General features: G+C 70.1%; 27 protein-coding genes. 14 read left to right on the top strand and 13 right to left on the bottom strand.

Annotated elements, in window-relative coordinates; translation table 11 throughout:
- Positions 1-165: 165 nt before the first annotated feature.
- Complete coding sequence (locus F1615_RS30030; protein WP_149552208.1) at positions 166-492, top strand: carboxymuconolactone decarboxylase family protein; 327 nt, start codon at positions 166-168, stop codon at positions 490-492.
- Between the two features lie 66 nt (positions 493-558).
- Here F1615_RS30030 and F1615_RS30025 read toward each other — a convergent pair whose 3' ends face one another.
- The 3 genes from F1615_RS30025 to F1615_RS30015 all read right to left on the bottom strand — a co-directional run bounded on the left by F1615_RS30025 (position 559) and on the right by F1615_RS30015 (position 2,007).
- Positions 559-1,287: a methyltransferase domain-containing protein gene (locus F1615_RS30025; RefSeq protein WP_244328906.1), complete on the bottom strand. Its 729-nt coding sequence runs from the start codon at positions 1,285-1,287 to the stop codon at positions 559-561.
- 85 nt (positions 1,288-1,372) lie between these two features.
- A complete protein-coding gene (locus tag F1615_RS30020; protein WP_149552206.1) occupies positions 1,373-1,795 on the bottom strand; it encodes a PIN domain nuclease in 423 nt (140 codons plus the stop codon).
- On the bottom strand, positions 1,792-2,007 hold the full coding sequence (locus F1615_RS30015; RefSeq protein WP_149552296.1) for a type II toxin-antitoxin system VapB family antitoxin: 216 nt from the start codon (positions 2,005-2,007) through the stop codon (positions 1,792-1,794). Before F1615_RS30015 ends, F1615_RS30020 begins: the two co-directional genes overlap by 4 nt.
- A gap of 459 nt (positions 2,008-2,466) precedes the next feature.
- Between F1615_RS30015 and F1615_RS30010 the strand changes: the two genes are divergently transcribed.
- On the top strand, positions 2,467-3,057 hold the full coding sequence (locus F1615_RS30010; RefSeq protein WP_149552205.1) for a PepSY domain-containing protein: 591 nt from the start codon (positions 2,467-2,469) through the stop codon (positions 3,055-3,057).
- A 330-nt stretch (positions 3,058-3,387) separates the two neighbouring features.
- On the opposite strand, the gene F1615_RS30005 is transcribed toward F1615_RS30010, so the two are convergent.
- The gene (locus F1615_RS30005; protein WP_149552204.1) at positions 3,388-4,755 is read right to left on the bottom strand and encodes a DUF2254 domain-containing protein; all 1,368 of its coding nucleotides are present in this window, start codon (positions 4,753-4,755) and stop codon (positions 3,388-3,390) included.
- A 517-nt stretch (positions 4,756-5,272) separates the two neighbouring features.
- On the opposite strand from F1615_RS30005, the gene F1615_RS30000 reads away from it, so the two are divergent.
- Positions 5,273-6,517 (top strand): cation:proton antiporter, encoded by a 1,245-nt coding sequence (locus F1615_RS30000; protein ID WP_149552203.1) that lies wholly within the window; start codon positions 5,273-5,275, stop codon positions 6,515-6,517.
- 296 nt (positions 6,518-6,813) lie between these two features.
- Positions 6,814-8,094, top strand: a complete 1,281-nt coding sequence (locus tag F1615_RS29995; RefSeq protein ID WP_149552202.1) for a cation:proton antiporter — start codon at positions 6,814-6,816, stop codon at positions 8,092-8,094.
- A 106-nt stretch (positions 8,095-8,200) separates the two neighbouring features.
- Here the strand turns inward: F1615_RS29995 and F1615_RS36560 are convergent, their stop codons facing one another.
- Together F1615_RS36560 and F1615_RS29985 are read right to left on the bottom strand one after the other, a co-directional pair.
- Positions 8,201-8,335: a DUF397 domain-containing protein gene (locus F1615_RS36560; RefSeq protein ID WP_244328905.1), complete on the bottom strand. Its 135-nt coding sequence runs from the start codon at positions 8,333-8,335 to the stop codon at positions 8,201-8,203.
- Positions 8,298-9,212 carry a helix-turn-helix domain-containing protein gene (locus F1615_RS29985; RefSeq protein WP_149552200.1) on the bottom strand — a complete coding sequence of 305 codons (915 nt, stop codon included), beginning with the start codon at positions 9,210-9,212 and terminating at the stop codon, positions 8,298-8,300. The genes F1615_RS36560 and F1615_RS29985 overlap by 38 nt, the downstream gene beginning before the upstream one ends.
- A gap of 165 nt (positions 9,213-9,377) precedes the next feature.
- On the opposite strand from F1615_RS29985, the gene F1615_RS29980 reads away from it, so the two are divergent.
- The 5 genes from F1615_RS29980 to F1615_RS29960 all read left to right on the top strand — a co-directional run bounded on the left by F1615_RS29980 (position 9,378) and on the right by F1615_RS29960 (position 14,844).
- Positions 9,378-9,818, top strand: coding sequence for an ATP-binding protein (locus tag F1615_RS29980; RefSeq protein ID WP_244328904.1), 441 nt, complete (start codon positions 9,378-9,380; stop codon positions 9,816-9,818).
- Between the two features lie 91 nt (positions 9,819-9,909).
- Entirely contained in the window at positions 9,910-11,364 is a 1,455-nt protein-coding gene (locus F1615_RS29975; RefSeq protein WP_149552198.1) for an FG-GAP-like repeat-containing protein, read from the top strand.
- 14 nt (positions 11,365-11,378) lie between these two features.
- Positions 11,379-12,722, top strand: coding sequence for an FG-GAP and VCBS repeat-containing protein (locus F1615_RS29970; protein WP_149552197.1), 1,344 nt, complete (start codon positions 11,379-11,381; stop codon positions 12,720-12,722).
- A 94-nt stretch (positions 12,723-12,816) separates the two neighbouring features.
- Entirely contained in the window at positions 12,817-14,208 is a 1,392-nt protein-coding gene (locus F1615_RS29965) for a PE-PGRS family protein (protein WP_149552196.1), read from the top strand.
- 12 nt (positions 14,209-14,220) lie between these two features.
- Positions 14,221-14,844 (top strand): hypothetical protein, encoded by a 624-nt coding sequence (locus tag F1615_RS29960; RefSeq protein ID WP_244328903.1) that lies wholly within the window; start codon positions 14,221-14,223, stop codon positions 14,842-14,844.
- 19 nt (positions 14,845-14,863) lie between these two features.
- Here F1615_RS29960 and F1615_RS29955 read toward each other — a convergent pair whose 3' ends face one another.
- Together F1615_RS29955 and F1615_RS29945 are read right to left on the bottom strand one after the other, a co-directional pair.
- Positions 14,864-15,685, bottom strand: coding sequence for a hypothetical protein (locus F1615_RS29955; protein ID WP_149552195.1), 822 nt, complete (start codon positions 15,683-15,685; stop codon positions 14,864-14,866).
- A gap of 313 nt (positions 15,686-15,998) precedes the next feature.
- The gene (locus F1615_RS29945; protein WP_037930805.1) at positions 15,999-16,220 is read right to left on the bottom strand and encodes a hypothetical protein; all 222 of its coding nucleotides are present in this window, start codon (positions 16,218-16,220) and stop codon (positions 15,999-16,001) included.
- 191 nt (positions 16,221-16,411) lie between these two features.
- Here F1615_RS29945 and F1615_RS29940 point away from each other — a divergent pair, with 191 nt between their 5' ends.
- Positions 16,412-17,233: a LamG domain-containing protein gene (locus F1615_RS29940; protein ID WP_149552194.1), complete on the top strand. Its 822-nt coding sequence runs from the start codon at positions 16,412-16,414 to the stop codon at positions 17,231-17,233.
- A 76-nt stretch (positions 17,234-17,309) separates the two neighbouring features.
- On the opposite strand, the gene F1615_RS29935 is transcribed toward F1615_RS29940, so the two are convergent.
- Positions 17,310-17,594, bottom strand: coding sequence for a DUF1540 domain-containing protein (locus F1615_RS29935; RefSeq protein ID WP_149552293.1), 285 nt, complete (start codon positions 17,592-17,594; stop codon positions 17,310-17,312).
- A 647-nt stretch (positions 17,595-18,241) separates the two neighbouring features.
- On the opposite strand from F1615_RS29935, the gene F1615_RS29930 reads away from it, so the two are divergent.
- Positions 18,242-19,075, top strand: a complete 834-nt coding sequence (locus F1615_RS29930; protein WP_149552193.1) for a class II glutamine amidotransferase — start codon at positions 18,242-18,244, stop codon at positions 19,073-19,075.
- 37 nt (positions 19,076-19,112) lie between these two features.
- Here F1615_RS29930 and F1615_RS29925 read toward each other — a convergent pair whose 3' ends face one another.
- Positions 19,113-20,684 (bottom strand): MFS transporter, encoded by a 1,572-nt coding sequence (locus F1615_RS29925; protein WP_244328901.1) that lies wholly within the window; start codon positions 20,682-20,684, stop codon positions 19,113-19,115.
- A 388-nt stretch (positions 20,685-21,072) separates the two neighbouring features.
- Positions 21,073-21,834, bottom strand: a complete 762-nt coding sequence (locus tag F1615_RS29920; RefSeq protein WP_149552191.1) for a phosphoglyceromutase — start codon at positions 21,832-21,834, stop codon at positions 21,073-21,075.
- A gap of 181 nt (positions 21,835-22,015) precedes the next feature.
- Here F1615_RS29920 and F1615_RS29915 point away from each other — a divergent pair, with 181 nt between their 5' ends.
- Positions 22,016-23,293: an MDR family MFS transporter gene (locus F1615_RS29915; protein WP_149552190.1), complete on the top strand. Its 1,278-nt coding sequence runs from the start codon at positions 22,016-22,018 to the stop codon at positions 23,291-23,293.
- Between the two features lie 57 nt (positions 23,294-23,350).
- Here the strand turns inward: F1615_RS29915 and F1615_RS35775 are convergent, their stop codons facing one another.
- Positions 23,351-23,506 carry a hypothetical protein gene (locus tag F1615_RS35775; protein WP_167533904.1) on the bottom strand — a complete coding sequence of 52 codons (156 nt, stop codon included), beginning with the start codon at positions 23,504-23,506 and terminating at the stop codon, positions 23,351-23,353.
- 182 nt (positions 23,507-23,688) lie between these two features.
- Entirely contained in the window at positions 23,689-24,390 is a 702-nt protein-coding gene (gene phoU / locus F1615_RS29910) for a phosphate signaling complex protein PhoU (RefSeq protein ID WP_149552189.1), read from the bottom strand.
- Between the two features lie 199 nt (positions 24,391-24,589).
- On the opposite strand from phoU, the gene F1615_RS29905 reads away from it, so the two are divergent.
- Together F1615_RS29905 and F1615_RS29900 are read left to right on the top strand one after the other, a co-directional pair.
- A complete protein-coding gene (locus tag F1615_RS29905; RefSeq protein ID WP_149552188.1) occupies positions 24,590-25,879 on the top strand; it encodes a sensor histidine kinase in 1,290 nt (429 codons plus the stop codon).
- Entirely contained in the window at positions 25,876-26,556 is a 681-nt protein-coding gene (locus tag F1615_RS29900) for a response regulator transcription factor (protein WP_004929857.1), read from the top strand. The genes F1615_RS29905 and F1615_RS29900 overlap by 4 nt, the downstream gene beginning before the upstream one ends.
- Positions 26,557-26,763: the final 207 nt, after the last annotated feature.

The raw sequence follows: 26,763 nt of genomic DNA, 5'->3' as shown, positions 1-26,763 counted from the left end.
GGTCGGACCGTGTCCCGTCCCCGGCGGCTCTCTCGACGGGCGATCAGTGTGAAACGGGCATACCGCCGGAGCGGACGCACGGTCGAGCGGTGCTGTACCGCAGGGGCAGCCTCCGCCTCCCGTGTCCGTCGGTTCCCCTTCCCCACTGACAGGAGAAGACGGCCCATGGCCACAGCATCTGAGACTCCGGTACTGGACACCCTCGTCGCGATGACGGTCGACTCGGTCGAGCGGTGCGGGCTGGACCAGGAGACGTTCATGCTCACCCGCATCGCGGCCCTCGCCGCGTCGGACGCCCCGCCGATCTCCTACATCGCGCACATCGACCCCGCCATCCAGTCCGGCATGACCGCCGAGAAGGTGCAGGACGTCCTGGTCGCCATCGCGCCCGTCGTGGGAACGGCCCGCGTCATGACGGCGGCGGCGAACATCGCCAAGGCCCTCGGCATCACGATCGCCGTCGCCGACGCCGAGACGGAGAGCCGGGCGTAGGGACGCGTGGACACCTGGCAGTCCGGCGGCCGTCGCGGATCCCGCGGCGGCCGCCGGTCAGCGTGATCAGCGTGAGCAGACCACGCTGACCAGCGTGAACGAGGCGTAGAAGGGTCCCTCGGAGAGGCCGGCGAACCAGTCACGGCCGCGGGCCGGGTCGATGTGGCCCCCGTCGATGGCCCGCTGCAGATTGCGGCCCAGGCCCAGCGTGTGGTCCGCCTCCCGGAAGTCCAGGAAGACGGGTGTCACGGCGCTCACGTCCTCGACGCGGAAGCCCGCCCGTCCGGCGAGGCGGGCGAGGCCGCGGCCGATGGCCGCGTGACGGACCACCTCCGCCGTGGTGAAGCGGGTGAAGGCGCGGCTGGTGTCGAGATCCTCGGAGTCGACGACCAGCGTGTCCCAGTCGGGTTCCGCGAGGCCGATCCGCGCGCCCGGCCGGGTGGCGCGACGCAGTTCCGCGAGGACGTCGGACGGTTCGGCCACATGCATGAGCACGCGGTCGACCTTGGCGCGGTCCACCGTCCCCGGCTCGACGGGAAGTGCGTGGGCGTCCCCCTCGCGGACCTCCACCCACCGCAGGTCCGCCGTGCGGATCCGGGCCTGCTCCAGCATCGCCCGGTCCCGGTCCACACCGATCACGGTGCCGGTCTCACCGACGCGTTCCGCCAGCGCGGGCAGATCGGTACCGGGTCCGCATCCGACGTCCAGGACCGTATGACCCAACCGAACGTCCAGCGACTCGAGGAGCCGCTGCTTGTAGGCACGGCCGGTGTCGCTGGCGGCCGCCCGTAGCATGTAGGCAGCCTGATCGGGGCGCGGTACACCGAGAGTTGACGACATGCGCGCAAGTCAACCACTCCGCTGCACGCCACCGGTCAGCTCACTTGCCGATTTCGGGGCCGTACCACTGAAGCGCCTGGCCTGTGACGGCGGCGATGCATTCGAAGTCCCGGTCGCGGTGCAACAGGGTCAGCCCCTGGAGCTCGGCCGTGGCGGCTACAACGAGGTCGACGGCCCCGGCGCTGCGGTGCTGACCGCGCTGGGTGAGGATCTCCTGAACCTGCCAGGCACGTTCGTAGGCACGGTCGTCGACCGGTACCCAGCCGAAAAGCGAGCGCACGTCCTCGATGCCTTGTGCCCGGTCGGTGGCGGAACGTGCGCTGTAGAAGAACTCCAGTTCCGTGATGGGGCAGGTGGCGATGAGCCCGGCGGCTGCCGCCCGGTCCCAGCCGTACTGCTCGGCGTCGCCGCGCAGCAGACGGGCGAGGGCGCTCGTGTCGATCAGGAACAGCGCGGCGTTCACCGGCGGTAGTTCCCCTTGTCCTCAAAGAGGTCCAGGTCGAAGGCGCCGTCCCCGGCTGCTGCCCGCAGACGGGTGAGCGCCAGTGCACGGCGGCGGTACTCCAGCACCTCGCGCAGAGCGGTGTTCACGGTCTCCTTCTTGGTGCCGGTGCCCAGAGCCTTGGCCACGTCTGCCACCAGATCATCGTCCAGGTCGATCACGGTCCGACTCACGATGTACACCTCCACATATATCGATGCTGCCATCGACTATATATTAGTGGCTGTTCGAGGAGTGTCCGATCAGCGGCGGGAGCAAGACCGAGGCCCGGGTGGTCGCTCCGCACGACCGTTTCCGCGTCCCTGGAGCCGATCTCTGAGTCCGGGCACGTGAGGCGATCGGTGTGCTGGTCAGGCTCGTCCAGAAGGCGGGGGCCCTGGGTGTCCACCTTTCCGTGATGCGCCCGCGGCGGTGCGGACGCCGAATGGTCCGTCCAGCCCTACGCGTGCCTGTCCGGCGGGGACGTAGGCAGGCCCGGCGGCGACCGGCGCGTGATCGGGGCGGCACCGGGGCAGCCGCCGAGGAGGGAGCAGGCATCTGCCCGCCGAGCGTGACCGGCGTTCACCATGATGAGACGGTGATTTCCTCGTGGACGCGTGATTCGCTCCCTTCCGGGTGGTAAGTCCAGGTGCGTGAGAGGAAAAGGATCGACCTTTCGGCACGGCGGCAGGCGGCTGTGCAGGCGGTTCGCCGCCGCCCTGTCCATGCCCGTGCTCGCGCTGTGGCTGCTCGTGGGCTGCGGTCGCGACGACCCGTTGAATGAACCCGCCGAGCGGTACGGGATGGTCGAGGTCGACCCCGCGCGCGCCGTTCGCCTGTCCGTGGCCGAGGTGACCGCGGGTGAGCTGGTGGTGCTGGAGCTTCAAGAACCCGAGTCGGACTCGCCTGTGTGGGAGAGCTGGATCGTGGACCAGAGCGGGCGGATCCGGACGGTCCGGCTTGGTGCCACCCGGGGTGAGGTGCTGGGGGGCGGCGCCGGCCCGGATCTGACGGAAACCGAGCGGCAGCAGCTGGTGCGGCGTCTGGAGGAGACCCGGATCCTTCCGGACGAAGCGGCTCGAGAGGCGGCCGACACCGGCGAGCTCGTCACCGCCATCAGGCTCGACGAACGTAACGGCGACCCGGTCTGGAACGTCCATGTTCTCGGTGTGGCAGACGAGACGGCGGTGGTCCACACGGTGGACGCGAGGACGGGCGCGGTACTCGCACGCCGATCGGCCTGACACCCCGATGGCCTGGCACCACACGAAGCGTCCGGACGGGAACCGGCCCGCAGACGGGCGAGCACTCCGAGACGTGTCGACTCCTCCTCCGTACCTGTCCGGCTCCCAGGACGCCCCGGCCGACGGCCCTGATCAGGGCGGTCCGGTGGGGATGCCGTCGACCGGGATCATCAGCGTGGTGACGGGGGACGGCCCGGTTCCGGTGGGCACCAACGGCATGGGTGAATCCGAGATGACCGGCGGAGGCTTCGCGCGTCTGGGGACTCGTAACCGGACGGTGCCTCCGATGCGGGCGCCGACTGGAACGCCGGACACGACGCACGTGACGGGTCACGGGTCGACCGTGCGTCCGTGGATACGGCCGTGGCCCCATCGACCGGCCAGAGCTTCGTCGACGAGTCGTGTCAATCCGGTGAGCCGGGAATACTCGGTGGCGTGACGGTCGCGCTCGTCGATGGTGGAGCGCAGCCGGGCGAGCGCGGCGACGATGGGCGGGTGCCGGTCGGGTGTGGTGCACCACGCGAGTTCGCGCAGCAGCGTCGCGACGCGTTCCAGGACGGCGGGCTCGGCGGCGCCGTAGCGCAGGGGTTGCGCCACGGCAAGGTCCAGCAGATCCGCCAGATCCGGGCGTCGCAGTACGACTCTGACCCGCCGGTCGTCGTCGCGCAGCAACCGGGGTCCGAGATCGTGCTGTGCCAGTTCGCACAGCAGCGCAGCGGAGTGGGACAGGGCGTGCACGGCGGTCGTCGGATCGTTGATCCCCGGGGAGAGCGCTTTGACGGCGATGTCGGTGAGCTGCCGGAGCCCGAAGGCGATGTCCTGGCGGCCGGTGCGCTCGGGGCCGGTGTGCACCGTCTCGCGGATGTCTCCGGCCAGCCGTGACCGTGCTTCGGGGGAGAACGGCTCTTGCATGCGGGGCCAGGCGGCCCCCACGGGTGTGGCGGCGATCAGCGAACTTCCGGGATGGCGGTCGATGAGCAGGACTGCGTCGGCGTCGACGGCTGCCCGCAGCAGGGCTGCCTCGTCGACGGACGTGAGGAAGCCGGAGACGCCGATGCTCAGGGGCAGGGCGTCCGCGGGCGGTTCCGGCACGCCGGAGGACGGTGCGCCGGCGGAGTCACCGTGGGCCGTGTCCTGCCCTTCCTTCAGCAGCCGACGGACGGTGCGGTCGGCGGACGAGTGGACGCTTGTCATCAGCGTCTCCACCCGGATCTCACGTGCCAGGTGGGACAGGAACAGGACCAGAGCGAGCAGGCTGGCCAGGGTGAGCAGGAAGGCCACCGTGATCGACAGCGCGGGGACGAATCCGGTCCGTTCGTCCTCGCCGGTGCGTACGGTGCGCAGGACGGTCAGGGCGTAGGTGAACGTCGCGAGGAAGATCGACAGGGTGGTCCGGACATAGCGGTCCGCATTGAAGGTCCGCAGCACGCGCGGGGAAAACTGGCTGCTCGCCAGTTGCAGTGTCAGCACAGTGAGCGAGAAGGTCAGCGCCGTGACCGTGATGAGTGAACCCGCAATGGCGGCCAGCACCGCACGAGCGGCGTCGGAGCTGCCGCCGAACAGGTAGTCCCTCAGCCACGGCGGAAAGCCGTCGTGAAGCCGTTCGTCCAGCCGGGGCAATGCCACACCCGCGACGACGGCGAGCGCGACACCCAGCGTGGGCAGCGGCCACAGCTGGACCCGGAGTGTGTCACGCATCGGCGCGACGCAAGCGGGCTGGGCAGCCGGCCGTGGCCGACGTTGCCCCCGGCACCGGCGGACCCGGCAAACGCGGTCGCAACGCGCTCCGCTTCGGCGTCGCCGGGCCGACCGGAGGCGTGAGTGCTGTGGAGCCGGTCGGCCCGGTCACGGCGTGCTCACCACTGGTTCTCTCCTCTCGGTGGGCTGGTTGCGCCACCCGCCGCTCGCCCTGCGCCGACTCCTCACCCTCGGTGCCGACTTCACGATCATCGGCAGGGCTCGATGAGTGGTGACCGACGGCTTTCCGACCACATTAGTGCGGACGGACGGAAGGGACTAATGGTGTCGAATGCCCGGACCGACTGCTCTCGGAGCCCGCTCGCCGGCTTGCCGCCTGGTGCGCCGTCATGCTGCCGGCCACAGGAGTCGGCCAGGTGTATTGCCCTGTGAGGTCGGGGACGCGGCCGGCGGGTGATGTGCTTCAGCCGCAATCGAATGAGATACGCCGTGATCGCTGCGGGGCACTCGCAGGTGCATGCTGAACGTTCTGCTGACCACCTTCGGTGCCTTGGCCCTGGTGGTGGCCGCACTCTCGAAGCGCATCGAGCGGGCTCCGCTCACCGCCCCCCTGCTGGCTCTGCTGACCGGCGTCGCCGTCGGCCCCGCAGGAGCCGGCGTCCTCGATCTGCCCACCGTGGCGGAAGGGCACAAGGAGCTGCACGAGGCCTGCCGCCTGCTCCTCGCCGTCTCGGTGATGGCTGTGGCCTTGCGTTACCGGTTCAGCGTTGTGCGGGCGCGGGTCAAACCCGTGGCGCTCCTGCTGACCGTCGCGATCGCTGGGATGGCTCTGGTGACCACGGTGGTGTCGGCTGCCGTTCTCGGGGCCGGGCTGGGCGCGGCGGCACTGTTGGGCGCGGCCCTGTGTCCCACGGATCCGGTACTGGCCTCCAGCGTCGTCACCGGCGGAGCCGCCGAGAAGACCGTCGCGGAGCGCACCCGGCAACTGCTCTCCTTGGAGTCGGGCGCCAACGACGGCCTTGCCCTGCCCCTGGTACTCGCCGCGATCGCGATCGCCGGGCCCCTGAGCGGTGGCGAGGCGGTGCTGGAGTCCCTCTGGCAGGTCGCGGGCGCCACGCTGCTCGGAGCGGCGATCGGCCGGCTGGGCGGCAGAGTGCTGCGGGGCGCCGAGCAGCACCGCACCATGCAGTCCGGCCCGCTGCTCCTTTACACCCTGATGCTCGCCCTGCTGGTGCTGGGCATGTCAGGGCTACTGCGCGTCGATGGTGTCCTGGCCGTCTTCGTCGCCGGTCTGGTCTTCAACGCGACCAGCTCGATCGACGAACGAACGACCGAGAACAAGATCGATGAGGCGATCAACCGGTTCGCCGTCCTGCCGCTGTTCGTGGTGTTCGGCGCCATGATCCCGTGGCGGGAGTGGGGCGACCTGGGATGGTGGCGCGGTCTGCTGCTGGTCCTGGGCACGTTGCTGCTGCGCCGCCTGCCGGTCGTGCTCGCCCTGATGCGCCCGCTGTCCCTGAGGTGGCGTGACGCGCTCTTCCTGGGCTGGTTCGGGCCCATCGGCGTCTCAGCCCTGTTCTACCTGACGATGGAGGCCCACCGGCTCAGCCCCGATCCTCAGGTACTGGCCGCCGGGACGCTGATCGTCGCCGCCAGCACCGTGGTACACGGCGTCACCACCGCACCTGCGCTGAAGGCCTACCGCACAGCGAGCCGGCGGACGAGGGCCTCCGAAAGCGGCGTGGGACGACCTCACCGCTGACGGTCCCGTATCGCGCCCGTCGGCCCCTACGCGGGCACGGCCGTATGCGGCGCGGCAGAGATCTTGCCCGTATCGATTCTTCTCAACGCTCCGGGTACACCGGTGGCCCAGGCCGACGTACGGATCGTCCGCTGTCGGGCAGACCGGGCGCAGCAGGCCCGGACGGGCTCCGCGATGACAGGGACGTCGGTGGGTAGGTGTGCCAGTCTCAGGGTCCCCAAGTGGGCCGAGGGAGAGGCGCCCGCCGGTCCGGTGCCGACGTCGGGAGTGTCTGATCTACAGCGGGAGAATGTCAGGTGGTACTCGTCATAGTCTTCGGGGCGGCACTGCTGGTGGCGGTACTACTGTCCGGGCTGGCCGCCCGGTCAGTGCTGTCCACCTCGCTGCTGTTCCTGGTGGGCGGCGCGCTCGTCAGTGACGGGTTCCTCGGTCTGATCCACATCACCCCGGACAGCGACATCGTCCGGGTCACCGCCGACCTGGCGCTCTTCGCGGTGCTGTTCACCGACGGCATGCACGTCTCCTTCCCGGCCCTGCGCCGGGCCTGGCGCAACCCCGCCCGCGCGCTCGGGCTGGGCATGCCGCTGGCCTTCCTCGGGGTCGCGCTGCTGACGCACTTCCTGGTGGGCCTGGACTGGACGACGTCCTTCCTGGTCGGCGCGGTGCTGGCACCTACCGACCCGGTGTTCGCCTCGGCCATCGTGGGCCGCGAGGAGGTTCCCGCCCGGCTCAGGCAGCTGCTCAACATCGAAAGCGGCGTCAACGACGGTCTCGCACTGCCGTTCGTCCTCGTCTTCGTCGCGGCCGCCGCGCCCGCCGGTCACGCCGAGGACATCGGTTTCGCCGCGATCGCCGGTGAACTGCTCCTCGGGCTTCTCTTCGGCGTGGCCCTGCCGCTGCTCGTGCACTGGCTGGTCCGATTCCGCCTGCTGGGCGCGGAACCCTCGCTCCAGCCCCTGCTGCCACTGGCGGTCGGAGTCATTCTGTATGCGGCCTGTCACCTCACCCATGCCAACCCCTACCTGGCCGCCTTCTCCGCGGGCGCGGTGATCGCCGCCGTCGCGCCGCAGGCCAAGGGCGCCTTCGAGCCGCTGGGGGGCGCCCTGGCCGAGCTGGCCAAGTTCGCGGCACTGCTGGTCTTCGGCGCGCTGCTCACCCCGCACCTCTTCGGTGATGTGTCGATCGGCGGCTACGCGGTGGCGGTCCTGTCCATCGTCCTCATCCGCCCGGCCTCGATGCTGCTGTCCCTGGTGGGCACGGATTTCGACCGCAAGGAGAAGCTCACGGCGGCGTGGTTCGGGCCCAAGGGCTTCGCCTCGGTGGTCTACGGACTGCTGGTGCTCCAGGCCGGCATCCCGCAGGGTGAGGAGGCGTTCACCCTGATCGCCGTCACCATCGCCTTCTCGATCGTCGCCCACAGCAGCACGGACGTACCCATCGCACGGATCTTCGACGTCGAGGAACTGATCGGCCTCCCCGACGACGACAGGAAACCGCAGCGTCAGCCGTCGTCCCTGAACAGGGAAAGCAGCAGCACAGGAGCCGACAGCCACCACGACCGACATCATGCGGACTGAGCAGCCCTGCCCAGCGGTTCTTCGGGTAGGTCAGTGGCCCGCCGGACCCTCGCGGACGAGGAACCGGCGGGCCGGGACGACGCAGCGTGACCGGTGCCCGGCCGGCTCAGATCCGGTGGCGGGCGGCGGCCTTCAACTCGCCTATGAAGGCGGTCCAGGAGCCGCCTCCGAAGCAGAGTGCGGGACCTTGCGGGACCTTGCTGTCACGGACGGGGACGGCGTCGGGGAATCCGTCCGCCACTTCCACGCAGTCTCCGCCTTCCTGATTGCTGTAGCTGCTCCTGCGCCACGCGACGCCGTTCAGATCGGGACGGAACCTTCGCTCCACGGTGGTTGTCCTCCATCACGGATCGGATCATGTCGAGCGACATGAGCGGGGGCAGGGCTGCCGCCCGTAGCTGATGGTAGGTCAGGGCAAAAGCCCTGACCTCGTCCGGATCCTCGATGAGTTGGCCGTAGTGCGCGCCCTCCGTGTAGGCCACGTCGGAGCCGTCGGGAAGGGTGAGAATCGTCAGTGAGCCGCCCATCGCGTCGTGCTCGCCCTGGTCGAAGGGCAGCACCTGAACGGTGATGTGCCGCTCCGACGCGGCGTCGAGCAGTCGGGCCAACTGCTCGTGCATCACAGTGCGTCCACCGATCGGTCGTTTCAGCACTGCCTCGTCCAGAACGACCCGCAGAACTGGCCTGTCCTCCGAGGCAAGTCGTTCCTGGCGTCCCATACGGGCCGATAGCCTCTCCTCCAACTGCGCCTCGCTGCTCAGCGTGAGCCCAACGCTCAGGACGGCCCGCGCATACTCCTCTGTCTGTAGCAAACCGGGCACGACGTGGGCCGCGTACTGCGCGATCGACACCGCCCGTTCCGAGTACGCCATGAACTTCCGCGACCAGTCCGGAAACGTCTCCCGGTACACGTACGGCCACAGCTCCACGAGCAGATCGTCCGCACCGAGCACCGCGTCCAGCGCCCGCGCCAGTTCCAGCGTCGGTTTCGCTCCCGAGGCCCGCTCGATCTGGGTGATCCGCGTGCCCACCACGTGGACCAGCGCACCGAGTTCCGCCTGAGTCAGTCCGGCCGCCGTACGGAGCTTGCGCACCCGCGTGCCGAACAGCGCCGCCATGGACGTCCTGGGGTCAATTCCGTTGGCCAAAGGGTCACTTCCGTCCTTTACGAACCGAAAGGTAAGGCTGTGTCACCTTCCGAGCGTAGGACGCTCCGACGACCCTTGAGCACGGAACGTGATGACTCGCGCACGTCGCGAGACGACAGGCAAGGACGGCCCGCTGTGCTCCCAGGAACGACGACGACCACCACCACGCGCGAGGCGCAGTTCGCCTCGACACCCCGTGGCGCCCGGCTCGCGCGGCGTTTGTCCGTGCGGTGGATGGAGGAGTGGGGGCACCCGCCGGAGTCGGACGCGGCCTGCGCGGTCGCCCTGGTCGTCGGCGAACTCGCCGCGAACGCCGTTCAGCACGGCCGCGTACCGGGGCGGGACTTCCGCCTCGGGCTCGTGCACGACGAGCCGTCCGGGCTGGTCCGGGTCGAGGTCGCCGACGCCGCGTCCGGCAAGCGGCGGCCGCCCGTGGCCCCGCCCTCGGCCTGCCCCGAAGGGGAGTCGGGCCGCGGCCTGTTCCTGGTGGACGTCCTGGCCGAGCGCTGGGGCTGGGAGCCACGGCACCCCGTGGGCAAGACGGTGTGGGCGGAGGTGTCGTGTCAGCCGGGGTGAGAAGTCGCGTACAACCATTGGCGGTTCGTGCGCGTCGAAGATCGCAGTTCAAGTGTCCGTCCACAGGACGCTTCTGGGACCCCGGAGAAAAATGCCCTCCTCACGCACCGTCCTCGCCGCCGCGGCGGCACTCGCGACGGCACTCTGCACGCCGCTCCTCGCCGCCCCGACGGCGTCCGCGGCGCCCGCCGAGCTCGCCGACGACTTCAACGGCGACGGCTACCGTGACCTGGTCATGCTGGGCGGAACGCACGGCAAGGACGGCCGGGTCACCGTCGTGTACGGCACGTCGACCGGACCCGGCACCCGCGTCCAGACCATCCACCAGGACTCGGCGGGCATACCCGGCGCGGTGGAGGAGGGTGATCAGTGGGGCTTCGCGGCGACCACCGCCGACCTCGACCGCGACGGCTACGCCGACCTGGTCGTCGCCTCACCGGGGGAGGACGTCGGTGACGTGCAGATGCGCGGCGGACTGACCGTCGTATGGGGCGGGTCCAAAGGGCTGGGCTCCGGCACCGTCTTCCACTCGCCCATCGCCCCCGAATACGTCGGCTCCGGCGACCAGTTCGGACTGGACGTCGTCGCCGGCGACTTCGACGGCGACGGCGACCAGGACCTCACGGCGATCAGCCAGAGCCGGGCCGGCGCGATCCTGCTCGAGGGCCCCTTCACCCGCACCGGCGGAAAGGCCGGCTGGCAGCGCCTCGGCGAGGACTACGGCTACCTGAGCGCCTCCCAGCTCACCGCGGGCCGCGTCACCGCGGATGCCGCCACGGACCTGTACATCCTCGGCGACGACCTGGCGGGTGGCGACGACCCCGACATGCGGGCCTTCTTCCACCGTGGAGGCGACGGCTTCGCCCGGTCCGCGGGTCAGGTACGCGTGCCGGACGACCTCGGCCACCAGGTCGGCGGCGGAACGATCACCACTGTCGGCGACTTCGACAAGGACGGCTACGGCGACCTCGCCATCGGCCGCGGCTACGAGCAGCCGGACGCGGAGCGGGGATACGTCACCGTCCAGTACGGCGGTCCCTGGGGCCCGAACACCGCGCGCAAGCCCGTCAAGTTCACGCAGAACACGGCGGGCGTACCCGGCGGTGTGGAGGACGGGGACCACTTCGGCTCCTCCGTCTCGGCGGGCGACGTCAACGGCGACGGATACGCCGACCTCGCCATCGGCGCCTCCGGCGAGGACCTGGCGGGCAAGCGCGACGCGGGCATGGTCACCGTGCTGCTGGGCCGGGCGGGAGGCCTGTCCGGCACCGGCGCCAAGGCGTACGACCAGAACACCTCCGGTGTCGCGGGCGGCATCGAGCACGACGACTTCTTCGGCTGGAGCGTCAAGCTCACCGACTACACCCGCGACGGCCGCGCCGACCTGCTCGTCGACACGAACGACTGGCTCGACAACAGCCGCCACGGCATGATCCACCTGCTGAAGGGCTCCACGACGGGCACCACCGGCACGGGCTCGAAGACCTTCACGGTGAACACCCTCAAGCTCTCGTACACGACGCTGTTCGGCCCCTTCCCGCACTGAACCGAGGACACGCCTTGCGCAGCAGAACCACGACGATCACTCTCGCCGCGGCCGTCCTCGGCTGCGGCCTCGTCCCCCTCACCGTCGCCTCTCCGGCCGCCGCCGCCCCCGCCAAGTACGCGGACGACTTCAACGGCGACGGGTACCGCGACTACGCGTACAGCAGCGGCGTCACCGATGCGGGCTCGGACGGCTCCGGAACGGTCGGCATCATCTACGGCACCGCCACCGGGCCGGACGGGCGCAAGCAGAACATCACGCAGAACAGCGCGGGCATACCCGGCGCCAACGAGGCGGGCGACTTCTTCGGTGGCAAGTTGGCCGGGGCGGATTTCAACGGCGACGGATACGCCGACCTCGCGGTGGCCGTCCCGGGTGAGGACGTCGGCACGGTCAGCAATCAGGGAGCCGTCGTGATCCTCTGGGGGTCCGCGTCGGGTCTCTCCGGGGGCACCTCGGTGCCGAACAAGGCGCCCGGCAAGGGGCACGACATGGGTTACGCCCTCGCCGCCGGGGACTTCAACGGCGACGGCAAGCCCGACCTGGCCCTGATCAACAACTACAACGCGCACGTGTACGTCGGCTCGTTCACCAAGTCCGGCTTCAGCGGCAAGGTCACCAAGCTCGACAACGAGAGGATGTTCGCCCGGAAACTGGTTGCCGGGAAGGTCACCAAGGACAAGGCCGCCGACCTCGTGGTCATCGGCGCGGTGGACGGAAGCGAGCACACCGTCACCGGCGCCTGGTTCATCCGCGGCGGAAGCACCCTCACCCGGGGCACGACGTACAAGCTGGGCACCGGCGAGGACACCAGCTGGGAAGTCGACGCCCGGATAGCCGACTTCAACAAGGACGGGTACGGGGACATCGCGCTCGGTCACCCCAACGCCAACGGCAAGGGCGGCGTCCTCGTCTGGCGCGGCGGTTCCAGCGGCCCCGGCGGCGTGACCCGTATCAACCAGAACACCGCGGGCGTCGCCGGCGGCATGGAGGTCGGCGACCGCTTCGGCGCGCGGATCTCCGTCGGTGACGTCAACCGCGACGGTTATCCGGACCTCGCCGTGGCCGCCCCCGGAGAGGACCTGGGTGGATACGCCGACGCGGGTGCCGTCCACATCCTGCGGGGCAGCGCCTCCGGGCTCACCGGAGCGAAGTCGCAGTTCTTCGACCGCACCAGCTCGGGTGTGCCGGGAGGTCTGGAGGAGAACGCGACCTTCGGCGACCACCTCCGCCTGCGCGACTCGAACCGCGACGGATACGCCGACCTCTTCACCGACTACCTCCGCCTGCGCGGCCACTCCGGCGGCATCACGGCGTCCGGCATCCAAGGGGCGGTCTGGTCGAACTTCATGGAGTAGAGCACTGTCCGCGACAGCCGCTCCCCCCACCGACGCCCTATTCTGAGCCGCGAGCGGCAAGGGCCAAGTCGGCTATCGAAGGGCGGGGGCGGCGATGTCGTTTCGGGGGGCGAATCCCGAGGACCTGGAGCAGTTGGCGAAACTCCTGGACGGGCGCGGTGGTGTGGAGGACCGGCTCGACGAGGCCTTCACCCGTGCCGCCCGTCTGGGGGTGAGCGGGCAGCTGGCGCCGCTGAAGCCGATGCGGTCCTGGACCCGCGACGAGGCCGCGGACCTGCGTAAACGCGCGCTCCTGCTCCGCCTGGAGAACGGCGACCCGACGGCCGGGCTGCTGTGGGCGGGGTTCACCGCGAAGGACCTGGAGAAGTACCAGGGCGAGGGGATCAAGCCGGAGACCCTGCTGCTGGCCAACTCGGTGGCGGCGAGCGACGATCCGAACGCGAAGGACCTGGCACGGCAGCCGGGGGAGAAGCTCGGCGACTGGATCATCCGGCTCGAGGCGCACGCGCTCACGAAGATCCCGGGTCTGGAACCGCACGAAGAGACCCTCACCGAGATGCTCAAGTTCGGCAGCGACGCGTTCAACGTGGCGGCCGCCGTCCAGGTCTCGGTGGCGAGCGGCTTCTCGGGCACGAAGGTGCTGCTGGGAAACGCGGTGAAGACGGGCCGACTCGGGCCGATGAAGGACGCCCTCGCCGCACGCTGGACCGCGTCCGGCAGCAACCCCATCCTGCGCTGGGCGGGCACCAAGCTCGGCAACTACAACCCGCCCATCCGCTCGCTGGCCGCCCCCGGAAGCTGGCTCCCCGGCCAGCTCGGCAACATGGCCTCCCGCAGCCAGAGGTACCAGCGGGTCGCCAACGTGCCCTTCAGCTCGGGCTTCCTGGGCGACCGTTGGGGCGGCGGATGGGACGCGCTGCGCAGGCGCGGCTTCATGAACGCGAAGCTGCTGGGCTTCACGCCCAACCAGGCCATCAACTTCTTCGCCGGGTCGGACGACGTGGCCCGCATGTACGGCGGGCTGACGCACTCGGGACAGGCGGTCGTCCGCGCGGGACAGGCCAACCTCCTGACGGTCGGCAAGGCCGGTGGATTCAGCGCGGCGGCGAAGACCGCCGGGCTGTGGCGCGGAGCCGGCATCGTCGGCTCGGCGGGCGCGACGGCCTTCTCCGTGGCCAACATCGCCACCATGGACCACGCCAAGGAGTGGGAGAAGAGCAAGGCCGGCTACCTGGCCAACTACGCGGAGGCCGGCTTCAACGCCTCCCTGACCGCGGCGATGGTCGCCCCCACCCCGCTCACGATCGGCCTCGCCGTGGGCACCGGCCTGGTCTACGGGGGACTGAAGGTCGTCGAGCACTGGGACGACATCACGGAGGGCGCCGACAAGGCGGCCGAGTGGGTGGGCGACAAGGCGAGCGACCTCGGCAACGACATCGCCGACGGCGCCAAGAAGCTGGGCAGCGCGCTGAACCCGTTCGATTAGTCAACCCAAGAGATGAAAGCCTTTGCCGCCATGGAAACGAGTAGTGAGTCCCTCGAGTTCGAGCTGCTGCCGTACAAGACCAAGCCGAGTAAGCGGGAGCGGCCCAAGGCCGGGGTGGAGGGACAGATCGGTCACTTCGGCCCTGTCGTTGTGGAGCGCTGCCCGCTTCTCCATCCGCTTGCGAAGGGAATGGACACCGCCCGACTGTCCGGACCTGACTTCCCGGAGACGGTCTTCCGGGGAAAGCGCAGATTGGGACGGCCGTCACTGTTCAAAGCCGAGCTCACACTCGACGGCCACATCGCGGAGTTGCGATTCAACTCACGCGCCGTGCGCAAGAAAGACCGAACACTACGCATCGGACACCAGGGACGGCAGTACATCTACTCCATCGAGAGCCTGGGTATGAAGAGGATCCTCGAGAGGGAAGGCGTTCGGGTTTCGATCGGACCCGGTCGGCACGTGCCGCCGGCCACGACCTACAGCGCCGGCACGGCCACCGGCCCGGTGGACGCCCTGGACCTGGCGATCGCCATCGTGCTGGAGGAGGTGGACACCGACGCCCTCACTCTGGCCGGCACCGCACTGTCGGCACCCTTCGCCCTGTTGCAGCGCTGGTCGGACGAGGCGGAGTGACGGACCGGGGCGGCCCTGCTCAGCGCGGCCCCAACTCCCCCTTCTCCGGAATCAGACCGGTCAGCTTCCGCCAGATCTCCCCGGCGTCCGAGCGGACCAGCTCCAGAGGACTCTCCGGCGTGACCTGGCCGGGCAGGATCGGCTCCTCCGGCTGCTCGCGTACCCAGTAGCCCCGGGAGCCGCAGTCCCAGACGGCGAGGCTGCGGAGCATCGGGGCGTGCGCGCCGTCGTGCTCCCCGTCCCAGGCGACGGTGACACGCCAGTACGCGTTCAGGGCGAGGACCAGCTCCGTCAGCGGGCCCGCCATCTCCCCGGAAGTACCGGCGCCGGTGAGCGCCTTGTGCACCGCGCCCCGGTCCTCGTCGAGCTCTCCGGACGGAGCGGCCAGGACCCCGAAGGCGGCGTCCAGGGCCTTCATGGTCGATACGACGCGCGGCGCCGCCGGCTGCTCGTCGGCACCACGACGCAGATGGACCATGCGGGCGAGTTCGAAGACGAGCGTGCTCGGCTCGACGGGGATGTACTCCGACTCCTCCTCGCCCGGCCACCCTTCGTGGACGACCACCGTGTTCGGCCCGACGACGACCCCGTGGTGCACGGGACCGGCCTCGCCGGTGATCTCGACACCGATGGTGAGAACGGGAGCCTCGAGAGCCTCCACCAGCTCCCTCAGAAGCGGCGAGAGCTGCCCCTCCTCGCCGACGAGCCCCAGTTCCTGCAACTCCCCGAGCGTCGGGAAGAGTTCGGCGTCCGGAGTCTCACCCGCGGCGAGCCGGGCGATCACCCGGACATGACGGTCGGCCAGCCGCAGCCGTGACCGGGAACTGTCGTAACTGGGCATGAACACATCCTCCGCACTGTGGGCCGGTACGAGGCTAACCCGGCCGGAGTGACGTGGACGGTCCTCAGGCGGCTCCGGGGAACGCCGCCCGCGTGGCGGAGCCGGGACCGGGTGCCTCCTCGGGCACGAAGGTCTCGTCGTCCCCGAAATCAGGGGACTGGAAGGGGTTGGTCGCCGGAGGCGGTGACGCCGCGGCGGAACGCCGGGGCTGCCCCTCCGGGGAGGAGAACAGCGAAGTCAGTTCGATGAGAGATCTCTCTTTCGGTACAGGTCCCCGAAGGGACCTGGTGTGCCGTGACCGGGCACAGCGGTTCTACAGCTTGGTCATCTTGGCGTACGGGCTCAGGATCCGCGTCTGTGTCGAGCCGAAGTCGACGAGCGCCGCGATCCCCTCTTCGAGGGCGACGACCCGGCCGAGTCCGTACACGTCGTGGGTGACCTGGTCACCCACGGCGAAGTGCTTGGGAGGCGGTGCCACAGCGGCCTTGAAGGGGCTGGTGGGCAGATGGCGCTTGGGAGCAGCAGATTTTGTCATTGAGGCCAGTATGCGCCCCCGAGAGCCCTGCGCGCTGTGGTCGCGGTCTCTTTGTTCGCGCCACCGGTGGAGCGACAGCGGTCGTGACGCTCGCCGCCCCCCGATACCCAGCGGCAATCCCCTTGCGCCGACGAGAAGCGGGGCCGGAAGATCGCGTCAGCATCCTGACCGGATCTTTCCAAGGGGGGTTCATGTACGACAGATACCGTGGCGCGTTAGTGGGGCTGGGCGCCGTCGCACTCTCGCTCACACTCGGTGCGCTCCCTGGCACCGCCTACGCGGCCGACAAGGGGCAGGCTCCCCGGGCCGCCGGGACACCACTGAGCCGGGAGGGCTACTGGCCCTTGGAGGCGGCACCCGGCGGCATCGCTCCCAACGTGGAGCCCGGCGGCCTGCCGCTGACACTGAACGGCGACGCCTGGATCTACTACAACGACGACATCTTCGGGGATGCCGCGCTGGTCGATCAGGGCGACCTCAGGCTCGACGGCGACGGTGACTGGGCGGCGACCTCGGCGGCCCCGGTCGGCGGGGACGGGAGCTTCACCCTCGCCGTGCGCGCCCGCCCGGCCGCGGCCGACGACCGGACGCAGACCGTCCTGTCCCTCCCCGGCTCCCACGCCGACCGCCTGGCGATCCGCTACCAGGCGGCGACCGGGAAGTGGGAGGTCGTGGTGTCCACCGAGGACAAGGCGGATGCTCCGCAGGTGGTCATCAGCGAGGAGCAGGCCCTGCCCGACGACGACCCGTACGGCGTGGGCGACCACCTGGCCGTCGTCTACGACGCTCCCGCTCATGAGCTCCGCTTCTACGTGAACGGGCAACTGGCCAACACGTCCACCGCGGCGGACACGACCTCGTGGACGGCCTCGGGCGGTCTTCAGGTGGGCCGCTCGGCGATCCGCGGTGAGTACTTCGAGGGCACGGTGGACGAGGTACGCGCCTACTCCGGCGTCGCGAACCCGACGATGATCAGCCAGATGTCCGCACTGACCGGACTCCCCGACCTCTGAGCACCGGGCGGACCAGGCCTCCTCCCCGCGGCGAAACCGCGGGGAGGAGGCCCGAGCCGTCAGGACACGCGTGTCCTCAGACCTGCGCGTAGGTCAGGCAGTCGACCTGCTCGCGCTCGTAGCCGACGGTGATGGACGGGGCATGGCACTCCAGCCCGGTGTTGTGCCGGCAGTCGGCCATCTTGCAGGCACCGACCCGCCCGGTGACGGACGGCTCCCCGCCCTCCATGTCCGCGCCCATGAACGTGTCGCAGACGGGGTTGGTGAGGTCTCCCACGGTGATCGCCACGGCGTGGCAGGTGTGGTCGTTGTTGTAGGCGCAGCTCTCGGCCGCGCATTCGCTGATGACCGGCAGTTCCATGACGGGTGTGGCTGCCACGGCAGGGCCTTCCCTTCTCGAGGTGTCCGACGGACGGATCACCGCGGCGGCGGCCCACCCCGAACGCCGCGACACGACGCCACCGCCCACTCACGAAGCGTTCCGTCCCCGACTCCCACTCTCCGCGATGTCCGAGACCACCGCACTCCGACAGCCCCACCAGAAGCCCCCTCCCGGCGGAGACACCACAGGCAGGGGGCCTACTGGCACGGGCCCGCTTCTGTTCCAGCGGCGGAACCACATCGCATCCCGGCCAACGACTCGGCGACTCTGACGCCGGTGAGGGCCTCGAAGACGCCGGACGCCGGTGCGTACACACGGTCAGGCCGGCCATGGGTGATCGTCGTCTGCCACGAATGGCCCGCTCCTCCGCGTAGCCGAACCACGCCGTCACCCCCCGGGCCGGTTCAGGGCGCCGAGCCTGTGGCGCCGCGGGGACTCGGGTACCGCGGGCCCGGGAGCGGTCGGGCCGGCGACCACCGGCATTCACCTGTCCCGGGTGATGCGGAACCGCACTCGGCGGGCCCACGGTGGAGGACACCCCTGACGGGACCTCAGCAGCCGCGCCTCCGCCGGGGGACGACACACCCCTGTGGCGTGGTGCCGAGCATCAGAAAGGTGGTGGCCACATGTGCCGGTGGCTCGCCTATGCAGGAACGCCCGTCCTGCTCGACACCGTGCTCTACAAGCCGGTCCACTCGCTGATCGACCAGAGCCTGCACGCCCGGATGGGCGTCGAGACGACCAACGGCGACGGGTTCGGCGTCGGCTGGTACACAACGGAGGACGACACTCCCGCGGTCTTCCGGGACACCGGCCCGGCATGGAGCAACCGCAATCTGCGGGAGATCGCCGACCACGTCCGCTCCCCGCTGTTCTTCGCTCACATCCGGGCCTCGACCGGCACCCCGGTGCAGCAGACCAACTGCCACCCGTTCCGCCACGGCCGCTGGATGTGGATGCACAACGGCGGGATCACCGACTTCCACCGGATACGGCGCGATCTCGCCCTGGCGGTCGACCCGGAACTCTTCCTCGACCTCGAGGGATCGACGGACTCCGAGATGATGTTCTACCTGGCCCTCACCTTCGGTCTGGAACAGGACCCGCCGGGCGCCGTCGCCCGCATGGTCGGCATGGTGGAGCGGACCGGGCATGAGCACGGGGTGGAATTCCCCCTGCAGATGACGGTCGCCGTGACCGACGGCGAGCAGACGTGGGCCTTCCGCCACTCCAGCCAGGGAGCTTCCCGCTCGCTGTACTACAGCACCCAGGTGGAGGCGCTACGAGCACTCCACCCCGACATCGAATTCCTGCAGGAGGTCTCCGACGAGACCCGCCTCATCGTGTCCGAACCGCTGGGCGATCTGCCCGGCGCCTGGAACGAGGTCCCCGAGAGCAGCTACGGCATCGTGCGGCCCGCAGGGGACAACCTGCTTCCCTTCGCTCCGCAACCCGTGTAGGGCACGAGGGCGGCCTGGTCCTGTGGCCGTCCTGCGGCTATGGCTTCGTCGGACCGGGCTGGGTCTGCGGGATCCGTGAGGTGAAGAACATCGCGAGGAGCGCGGCGAAGGCGAGGATGGCCAATGCGGCGCGCAGCCCGTCGATTCTGGCGTCCTCGTTCGCGTCGAGTGCCGCCTGAGCGACCTCCTCGCTCGTGCCCGCTTCGTCGAGCACGGACTCGAGCTGGGCGTCCGACAAGAACGGCACGCCGCTTTCGAGCTCGACAGTTGCCTGGCTCTTGACCTCGGCCGGGATCGCCGGGTTCTGCTCCACATTGGTGAGGAAGGAAGTCGTCATCGCGGCGATCAGGATCGACCCGGCGAGCGCCGTACCGATCGAGGCGCCCAGGTTGGTGACGGAGTTCTGGACACCGCCGACCTCCGCGCTCCGTGATTCCGGCACCGCGGACACGGTGACCGACCCGAGCTGGGACGCCAGCGCGCCCATGCCCAGCCCGATCAGCAGCATGGGAATGGTGACGATCTCCGCACCGGCGTCCGCGTCGAGTGCGGCCAGCAGCACCACCGCGCCCGCGAGCAGCGCGAGGACCCCGAGCCGCACCACCCGCCGGGGTGAGACGTCCGGAAGGTAGCGGGGGATCAGGACGGCGGCCGCCAGCAGTGTCACGGAGAGCGGCAGGAGACGGGCACCGGTCTTGAGCGCGGACAGGCCCAGGGCGACCGACAGGTAGAGCGGTACGACGAAGAACACGCCCATCTGGACGAGGTACTGGAAGAAGAACATCGTCAGCCCGCCGGTGAGCTGCTTGTTCTGCAGTATCGCCGGGTCGACGAGTGGCTCCCTGCGCCGCTCCACCATACGGGCCTCCCAGCGGAGGAAGAGCCAGATCAGCAGGAGACCGGCCAGCATCAGCCACACGGTCAGCGAGATCCCGAGCCACGCGGGCGCGTCGGGCTTCGGCTGGAACCAGCCCCATTCGTCGGAGCGGAGTACGCCGTAGACGAAGACCCCGAGCCCGATCGCGGACAGCACGGCACCGGCGAGATCGACGCGAGGGCGTTCGCCGACCGGCGCGTCGGCGATGCGGCGGGCGAGTGCCAGGATGCCGAGCACCACGAGGACCTCTCCGGCGAAGACCCATCGCCAGGAGAAGTAGGTCGTCGCGACACCTCCGATGAGTGGCCCGACCGCGATCGCCACGGCCCCCGCGGCCGCGACGAGACCGTAGGCGGCGGGACGGCGTTCCGTGGCGAAGTTGCCGGCCACGAGCGCCACGATCGCGGGCAGGATGAGTGCCGCACCGATCCCCTCGAGGAACGACCAGCCGAGCAGCAGCATGGGCAGGTTCGGTGCGAGCGCCGTGGTGAGGGAGCCGCAGCCGTAGATGACGCATCCGATCGTGAAAGCGCGTTTGCGCCCGATCAGTGCGCCCACCTTGCCGCCGGGGATCATGAACATCGCCATCACGAGGGTGTAGGCCGTGATGGCGCCCTGGACACCCGTCACCGTCGTGCCCACGTCTTCGGCCACCGTCGCGATCGAGACGTTCATGACCGAACTGTCGAGCGCCATCAGGAACTGACCGGCCGCGAGTGTCAGCAGGACCATTCGCGTCTTTTCCGAACCTGCGGCGGTTTGTGCCCCGGATGCCATGCGCGCATCGTCCCAGCAGTCCCGCAGACCGGAGCCCGACCCGCCTCGGGAGGTCGACCGGTTGGCGGAGTCACACGCAGATGGGCCGTGAACTGCTCGTCGAGCACTACCGGTCGGACGTCCCGAGATGCGGAGGGACCCCGGTGGGCAGAGATTGGAAGTAGCCCGACCGGCCGAACGGCGGTCGGGCCCCGAGTCATGGCATCGGACGGATCCGACCAGCACACGCAGTAGCGCGAAGCTCAGACGGACGGAGAGCCACCCCGGGCAGGGGTGGCTCGTCTCCGCCGGTGCATGCCCCCTCCCGGCGGAACCCGCAGGCAGGGGGCCTACTGGCGGGCGCTTACTTCTTCTTGCCCTGGTTCTTGACCGCCTCGATCGCGGCCGCCGCCGCCTCCGGGTCGAGGTATGTGCCGCCGGGGGTGACCGGCTTGAAGTCGGCGTCGAGCTCGTAGTACAGGGGGATGCCCGTGGGGATGTTCAGGCCCGCGATGTCGGCGTCCGAGATGCCGTCGAGGTGCTTGACCAGGGCGCGCAGGCTGTTGCCGTGGGCGGCGACGAGGACCGTGCGGCCGGTGAGGAGGTCCGGGACGATCGAGTCGAACCAGTACGGGAGCATGCGGACGACGACGTCCTTGAGGCACTCCGTCTGCGGGCGCACCTCCGGCGGGAGGGTCGCGTAGCGCGGGTCGTTGAACTGGGAGTACTCGGCGTCGTTGTCGAGCGGGGGCGGCGGGGTGTCGTAGGAGCGGCGCCACAGCATGAACTGCTCCTCGCCGAACTCCGCGAGGGTCTGCGCCTTGTCCTTGCCCTGGAGGGCGCCGTAGTGACGCTCGTTCAGGCGCCAGCTGCGGTTCACCGGGATCCACAGGCGGTCGGCGGCCTCCAGCGCGAGCTGCGCGGTGCGGATCGCGCGCTTCTGGAGGGAGGTGTGGAGTACGTCGGGCAGCAGGCCGGCGTCCTTGAGCAGCTCGCCGCCGCGCGTCGCCTCCTTCTCGCCCTTCGGGGTGAGGTTGACGTCCACCCAGCCGGTGAACAGGTTCTTCTCGTTCCACTCGCTCTCGCCGTGGCGGAGGAGGATCAGCTTGTACGGTGCGTCGGCCATGGGCCCGAGCGTAATAGACGCCCCGCGAGGGCCGCGCGCCCTGCCCGCTGGGCGGACGCTTGACGGGATCTGTTAATCGAGTGGCCTCCCGCACCCCTGCCTTTGTAAGTTGTGCTCGCCGCTTCAGCCACTTACATCTGCTTCCCGGGTCACTGGTTCACCGGGTTCTACGGGGGTTCCCATGTCAGTCGCCGGACTGAGACGTGCCGTGCGCGAGTCCGTCTCCGGGCTCCCCCCTGCGTTCTGGTGGCTGTGGACCAGCACCCTCGTCAACCGGCTGGGCGGCTTCGTCGCCACCTTCATGGCGCTCTACCTGACGCTCGACCGCGGGTACTCCGCCTCCTACGCCGGTCTCGTCGCCGCGCTGCACGGGCTCGGCGGGGTGATCTCCTCGCTCGGGGCCGGCGTGATGACCGACCGGCTGGGGCGACGGCCCACGCTGCTCGTCGCCCAGACCGCCACCGCGCTGTCCATCGCGCTGCTCGGCTTCATGCGCGACCCGGTCGCCATCGCGGCTGTCGCCTTCCTGGTCGGCATGGCCTCCAACGCCTCGAGGCCGGCCGTGCAGGCGATGATGGCGGACATCGTGCGGCCGGAGGACCGTATCCGGGCCTTCTCGCTCAACTACTGGGCCATCAACCTCGGCTTCGCCGTCTCCTCCGCGGGCGCCGGGTTCATCGCCGAGGTCAGCTATCTCGCCGGGTTCCTGATCGAGGCCGGAATGACGCTGGTGTGCGCCGTCGTCGTCTTCGTGAAGCTGCCCGAGTCCCGGCCGAGCGGCAAGGACTCCCCGGACGCCGCCGGCGCGGGCGAGTCCGTCTCGCTCCTGACCGTGCTGCGCGACGGGCGCTTCATGAGCGTCGTCGGGCTGTCCTTCCTCATCGCCGTGGTCTTCCAGCAGGGGTACCTGGGGCTGCCGGTCGCCATGGGGGAGGCGGGGTTCACGCCTGCGGACTTCGGCATGGCCATCGCCGTCAACGGTGTGCTGATCGTCGTCCTGCAGCTGCCGGTCACGCGGTTCATCGAGCACCGGGACCCGCGGCAGCTGCTCGTCGCCTCGTCCCTGCTGGCCGGGTACGGCTTCGGGCTCACCGCCTTCGCCGGGTCGGTCGCCGTCTTCGCCCTCACCGTGTGCGTGTGGACGCTCGCCGAGATCGTCAACGCGCCGACCCAGACGGGGCTCGTCGTCCGGCTGTCCCCCGTGCACGGGCGCGGTCGCTACCAGGGCATGTACACCATGTCCTGGGCGGTCGCCGCCCTCGTCGCCCCGCTGATGTCCGGGTTCGTCATCGACCACTGGGGCGCCGAGTGGCTGTGGGGGATGTGCGCCGTCGTCGGCACGGTGGCCGGCCTCGGATACGGGCTGCTGATGCGCCGGCTGCCGGAAGAGACCGCGGAAACGGTCGCTGTGGAAAGGGCGCGGACGGCGGAGGCGGTGCCCGAGGTCAAGGCTTCCTGAGCAGAGGCGGAGGCCCCGGCGGCCGTCGTCGGCGCCGGGGCCTCCGCTCGTACGGAGTCAGCCGCACTGGCAGGGGTTGCCCGACTGGCACCCGCAGCCGCAGCCCGAGCCGCAGCCGCAGGCGGCGATCAGGGTGAGGTTCCTGACCTCGGCGGGCTGCTCGGTCTCGCGCTCCTGTGTGGGGTCGGGCGTCGTACCGGGAGAATCGGCCATGGGTCCCTCCTCGGGGCTGGGGCCTGCGCACACCACTCCCCATTGGATGCCCGCCCCCCTGGGCGCATCAACGGCGCATTGGGGCTCGTACGCGCCCGGGCCGGCCTCGCGCACGCCTGGGTCAGTCCCGTGCACGCCCGGGCCGGTCCCGTGCACGCCCGCCGCGGTGCCGCGGACCGCGGTCAGGCGCCCTCCACCCCCGGCACCGTCTGGATCTCCGTCTGGAGCTCCGCCTGGATCTCGTCCGCGTGCTCGCCGGTGACCAGGTAGACCACCCGCTTGGCGACCGAGACCGCGTGGTCGGCGAACCGCTCGTAGTAGCGGCCCAGCAGCGTGACGTCGACGGCCGTCTCGATGCCGTGCTTCCAGCGGTCGTCCATCAGGTGCTGGAAGAGCGTGCGGTGGAGGAGGTCCATCGCGTCGTCGTCCTGCTCCAGCTGGAGCGCCAGGTCCACGTCCTTGGTGATGATCACCTCGGCCGCCTTCGCCATCAGGCGCTGCGCGAGCTGGCCCATCTCCAGGATCGTCGCGTGCAGATCGCGCGGGACGCCGCGCTCCGGGTAGCGCAGCCGCGCGAGCTTCGCCACGTGCTGGGCGAGGTCGCCGGAGCGCTCCAGGTCGGCCGACATCCGCAGCGAGGTGACGACTATGCGCAGGTCGGTCGCCACCGGCTGCTGGCGCGCCAGCAGGGCGATGGCCCGCGCCTCCAGCTCGTGCTGGAGCTCGTCGACCTTCTGGTCGGCCTCGATCACGCTCTCCGCCAGCTTCAGATCGGCGTCCAGGATGGCGGTCGTGGCGCGCCCGATCGCCGACCCGACCAGCCGGGCCATCTCCACCAGACCGTCGCCGATCGAATCCAGTTCCTCGTGGTACGCGTCCCGCATCAGGGTTCCTCTCGTGCGTCTGTCCGGGCTTCAGGAGCCCGGGCTCCTGCCCACGCTCCCACGTTCCGACTCCTACGCGTCCGGTTCCGTCACCCCAAATGAACCATCCCTGGCTCCAAGGTGAACTCTGGGCGACGAGTGTTCGAGCTCGCCCGCCGACGGCTGTGGGCACCGGCCCCGCCATGCCTAACCTGGGAGCATGGACGTGAACGCGGCGGTCGCCGCAGTGGCTGCGATCGCCGGAGTGCTCACCGGCGTCATCGCCACGCTGGCGTTCCGCTTCAGCGAGCGCGAACAGCGGCGCCCCACGCGTACCTCCCTGCACACGGACCCGGTGCTTCCGCCGGGTGTGGACACCGTGCTGTCCGTGCTGCGCTCGTCCGCCGTCGTCCTCGACGAGGCCGACGGCGTCGTCAAGGCCAGCTCCGCCGCGTACGCCCTCGGACTGGTCCGCGGGGGCAAGCTCGCCGTGGAGCCCATGCTGAAGATGGCCCGCGACACCCGGCGCGACGGCGAGATACGCCAGGTCGAGCTGGACCTGCCCCGCCGGGGGACCGGGCGCGGCGAGGCCCTCGCGGTGTCCGCGCGGGTGGCGCCGCTCGGCTCCCGGCTGGTTCTGCTGCTCGTGGAGGACCTCACCGAGGCCCGCCGCATCGAAGCGGTGCGACGCGACTTCGTCGCCAACGTCAGCCATGAGCTGAAGACCCCCGTCGGCGCGCTCTCGCTGCTCTCCGAGGCCGTGATGGACGCCTCCGACGACCCCGAGGCCGTCGAGCGCTTCGCCGGGCGCATGCAGATCGAGGCGACCCGGCTGACGAACCTGGTGCAGGAGCTGATCGACCTCTCCCGGGTGCAGAACGACGACCCGCTGGAGGACGCCGAACCGATCCGCGTCGACGAACTGGTCGCCGAGGCCATCGACCGCTGCCGGCACGCGGCGGGCACCAAGGAGATCACCATGGCCGCGGGAGGCACCGCCGACCTGCGGGTGTGGGGCAACCGGGGCCAGCTCGCCGCCGCGCTCGGCAATCTCGTCGAGAACGCGGTCAACTACTCACCCGCCCGCACCCGCGTCGGCATCGCGGCCCGTACGGTCGCCCAGCCCGGCGGGGACCTGATCGAGATAGCCGTGACCGACCAGGGCATCGGCATCTCGGAGAAGGACAAGGAGCGCGTCTTCGAGCGCTTCTACCGCGTCGACCCCGCTCGCTCCCGTGCCACCGGCGGTACGGGTCTTGGCCTCGCGATCGTCAAGCACGTGGCCGCCTCGCACGGCGGGGAGGTCACGGTGTGGAGCGCCGAGGGCCAGGGCTCCACCTTCACCCTGCGGTTGCCGGAGGCCCGTGCGGCCCGCGACCGCGCCCACCAGATGTCCCACCGGGACGACACCGAGGACCTCGACGGCGAGGCCGGACGGACGTCCCACCCATCCCCCCACTCTTCCGATTCATCCGCGTACGAAATTCCCTCCCCGGAGGTCCTTCCGTGACCCGTGTGCTCGTCGTCGAGGACGAGGAGTCCTTCTCCGACGCCCTGTCGTACATGCTGCGCAAGGAGGGCTTCGAGGTCGCCGTCGCGACCACCGGGCCCGACGGACTCGACGAGTTCGAGCGCAACGGCGCCGACCTCGTCCTGCTCGACCTGATGCTGCCCGGCCTGCCGGGCACCGAGGTGTGCCGCCAGCTGCGCGGCCGCTCCAACGTCCCCGTCATCATGGTGACCGCCAAGGACAGCGAGATCGACAAGGTGGTCGGCCTGGAAATAGGTGCCGACGACTACGTCACCAAGCCGTTCTCCTCGCGCGAGCTGGTCGCCCGGATCCGCGCGGTGCTGCGCCGGCGCGGTGAGCCCGAGGAGGTGACCCCCGCGGCCCTGGAGGCCGGTCCGGTCCGGATGGACGTCGACCGGCACGTGGTCACCGTGGGCGGCACGAAGGTCGACCTGCCGCTGAAGGAGTTCGACCTGCTGGAGATGCTGCTGCGCAACGCCGGGCGGGTGCTGACCCGGATGCAGCTCATCGACCGGGTGTGGGGCGCGGACTACGTGGGTGACACCAAGACGCTCGACGTCCACGTCAAGCGGCTGCGGGCGAAGATTGAGCCGGACCCGGGGGCGCCGCGGTACCTGGTGACGGTGCGGGGGCTTGGGTACAAGTTCGAGCCGTAGGGAGGCCTGGCGGTGAGTCGGCGGGCGGAGTCCGGCGCAGCACTGCGAAGCCCGCGCAGCGGTGCGAGGGGTGCGTCGGGGGTGGTGTTCGAGCCGGACCCGGGGGCGCCGCGGTACCTGGTGACGGTGCGGGGGCTTGGGTACAAGTTCGAGCCGTAGGGAGGCCTGGCGGTGAGTCGGCGGGCGGAGTCCGGCGCAGCACTGCGA

The sequence above is a fragment of the Streptomyces marokkonensis genome, from assembly GCF_008312835.1.
In the GTDB taxonomy this organism is placed as follows: Bacteria; Actinomycetota; Actinomycetes; order Streptomycetales; family Streptomycetaceae; genus Streptomyces; species Streptomyces marokkonensis_A.
The sequence above is the reverse complement of the archived record's forward strand: the minus strand, read 5'-3'. Positions and strand labels throughout refer to the sequence as shown.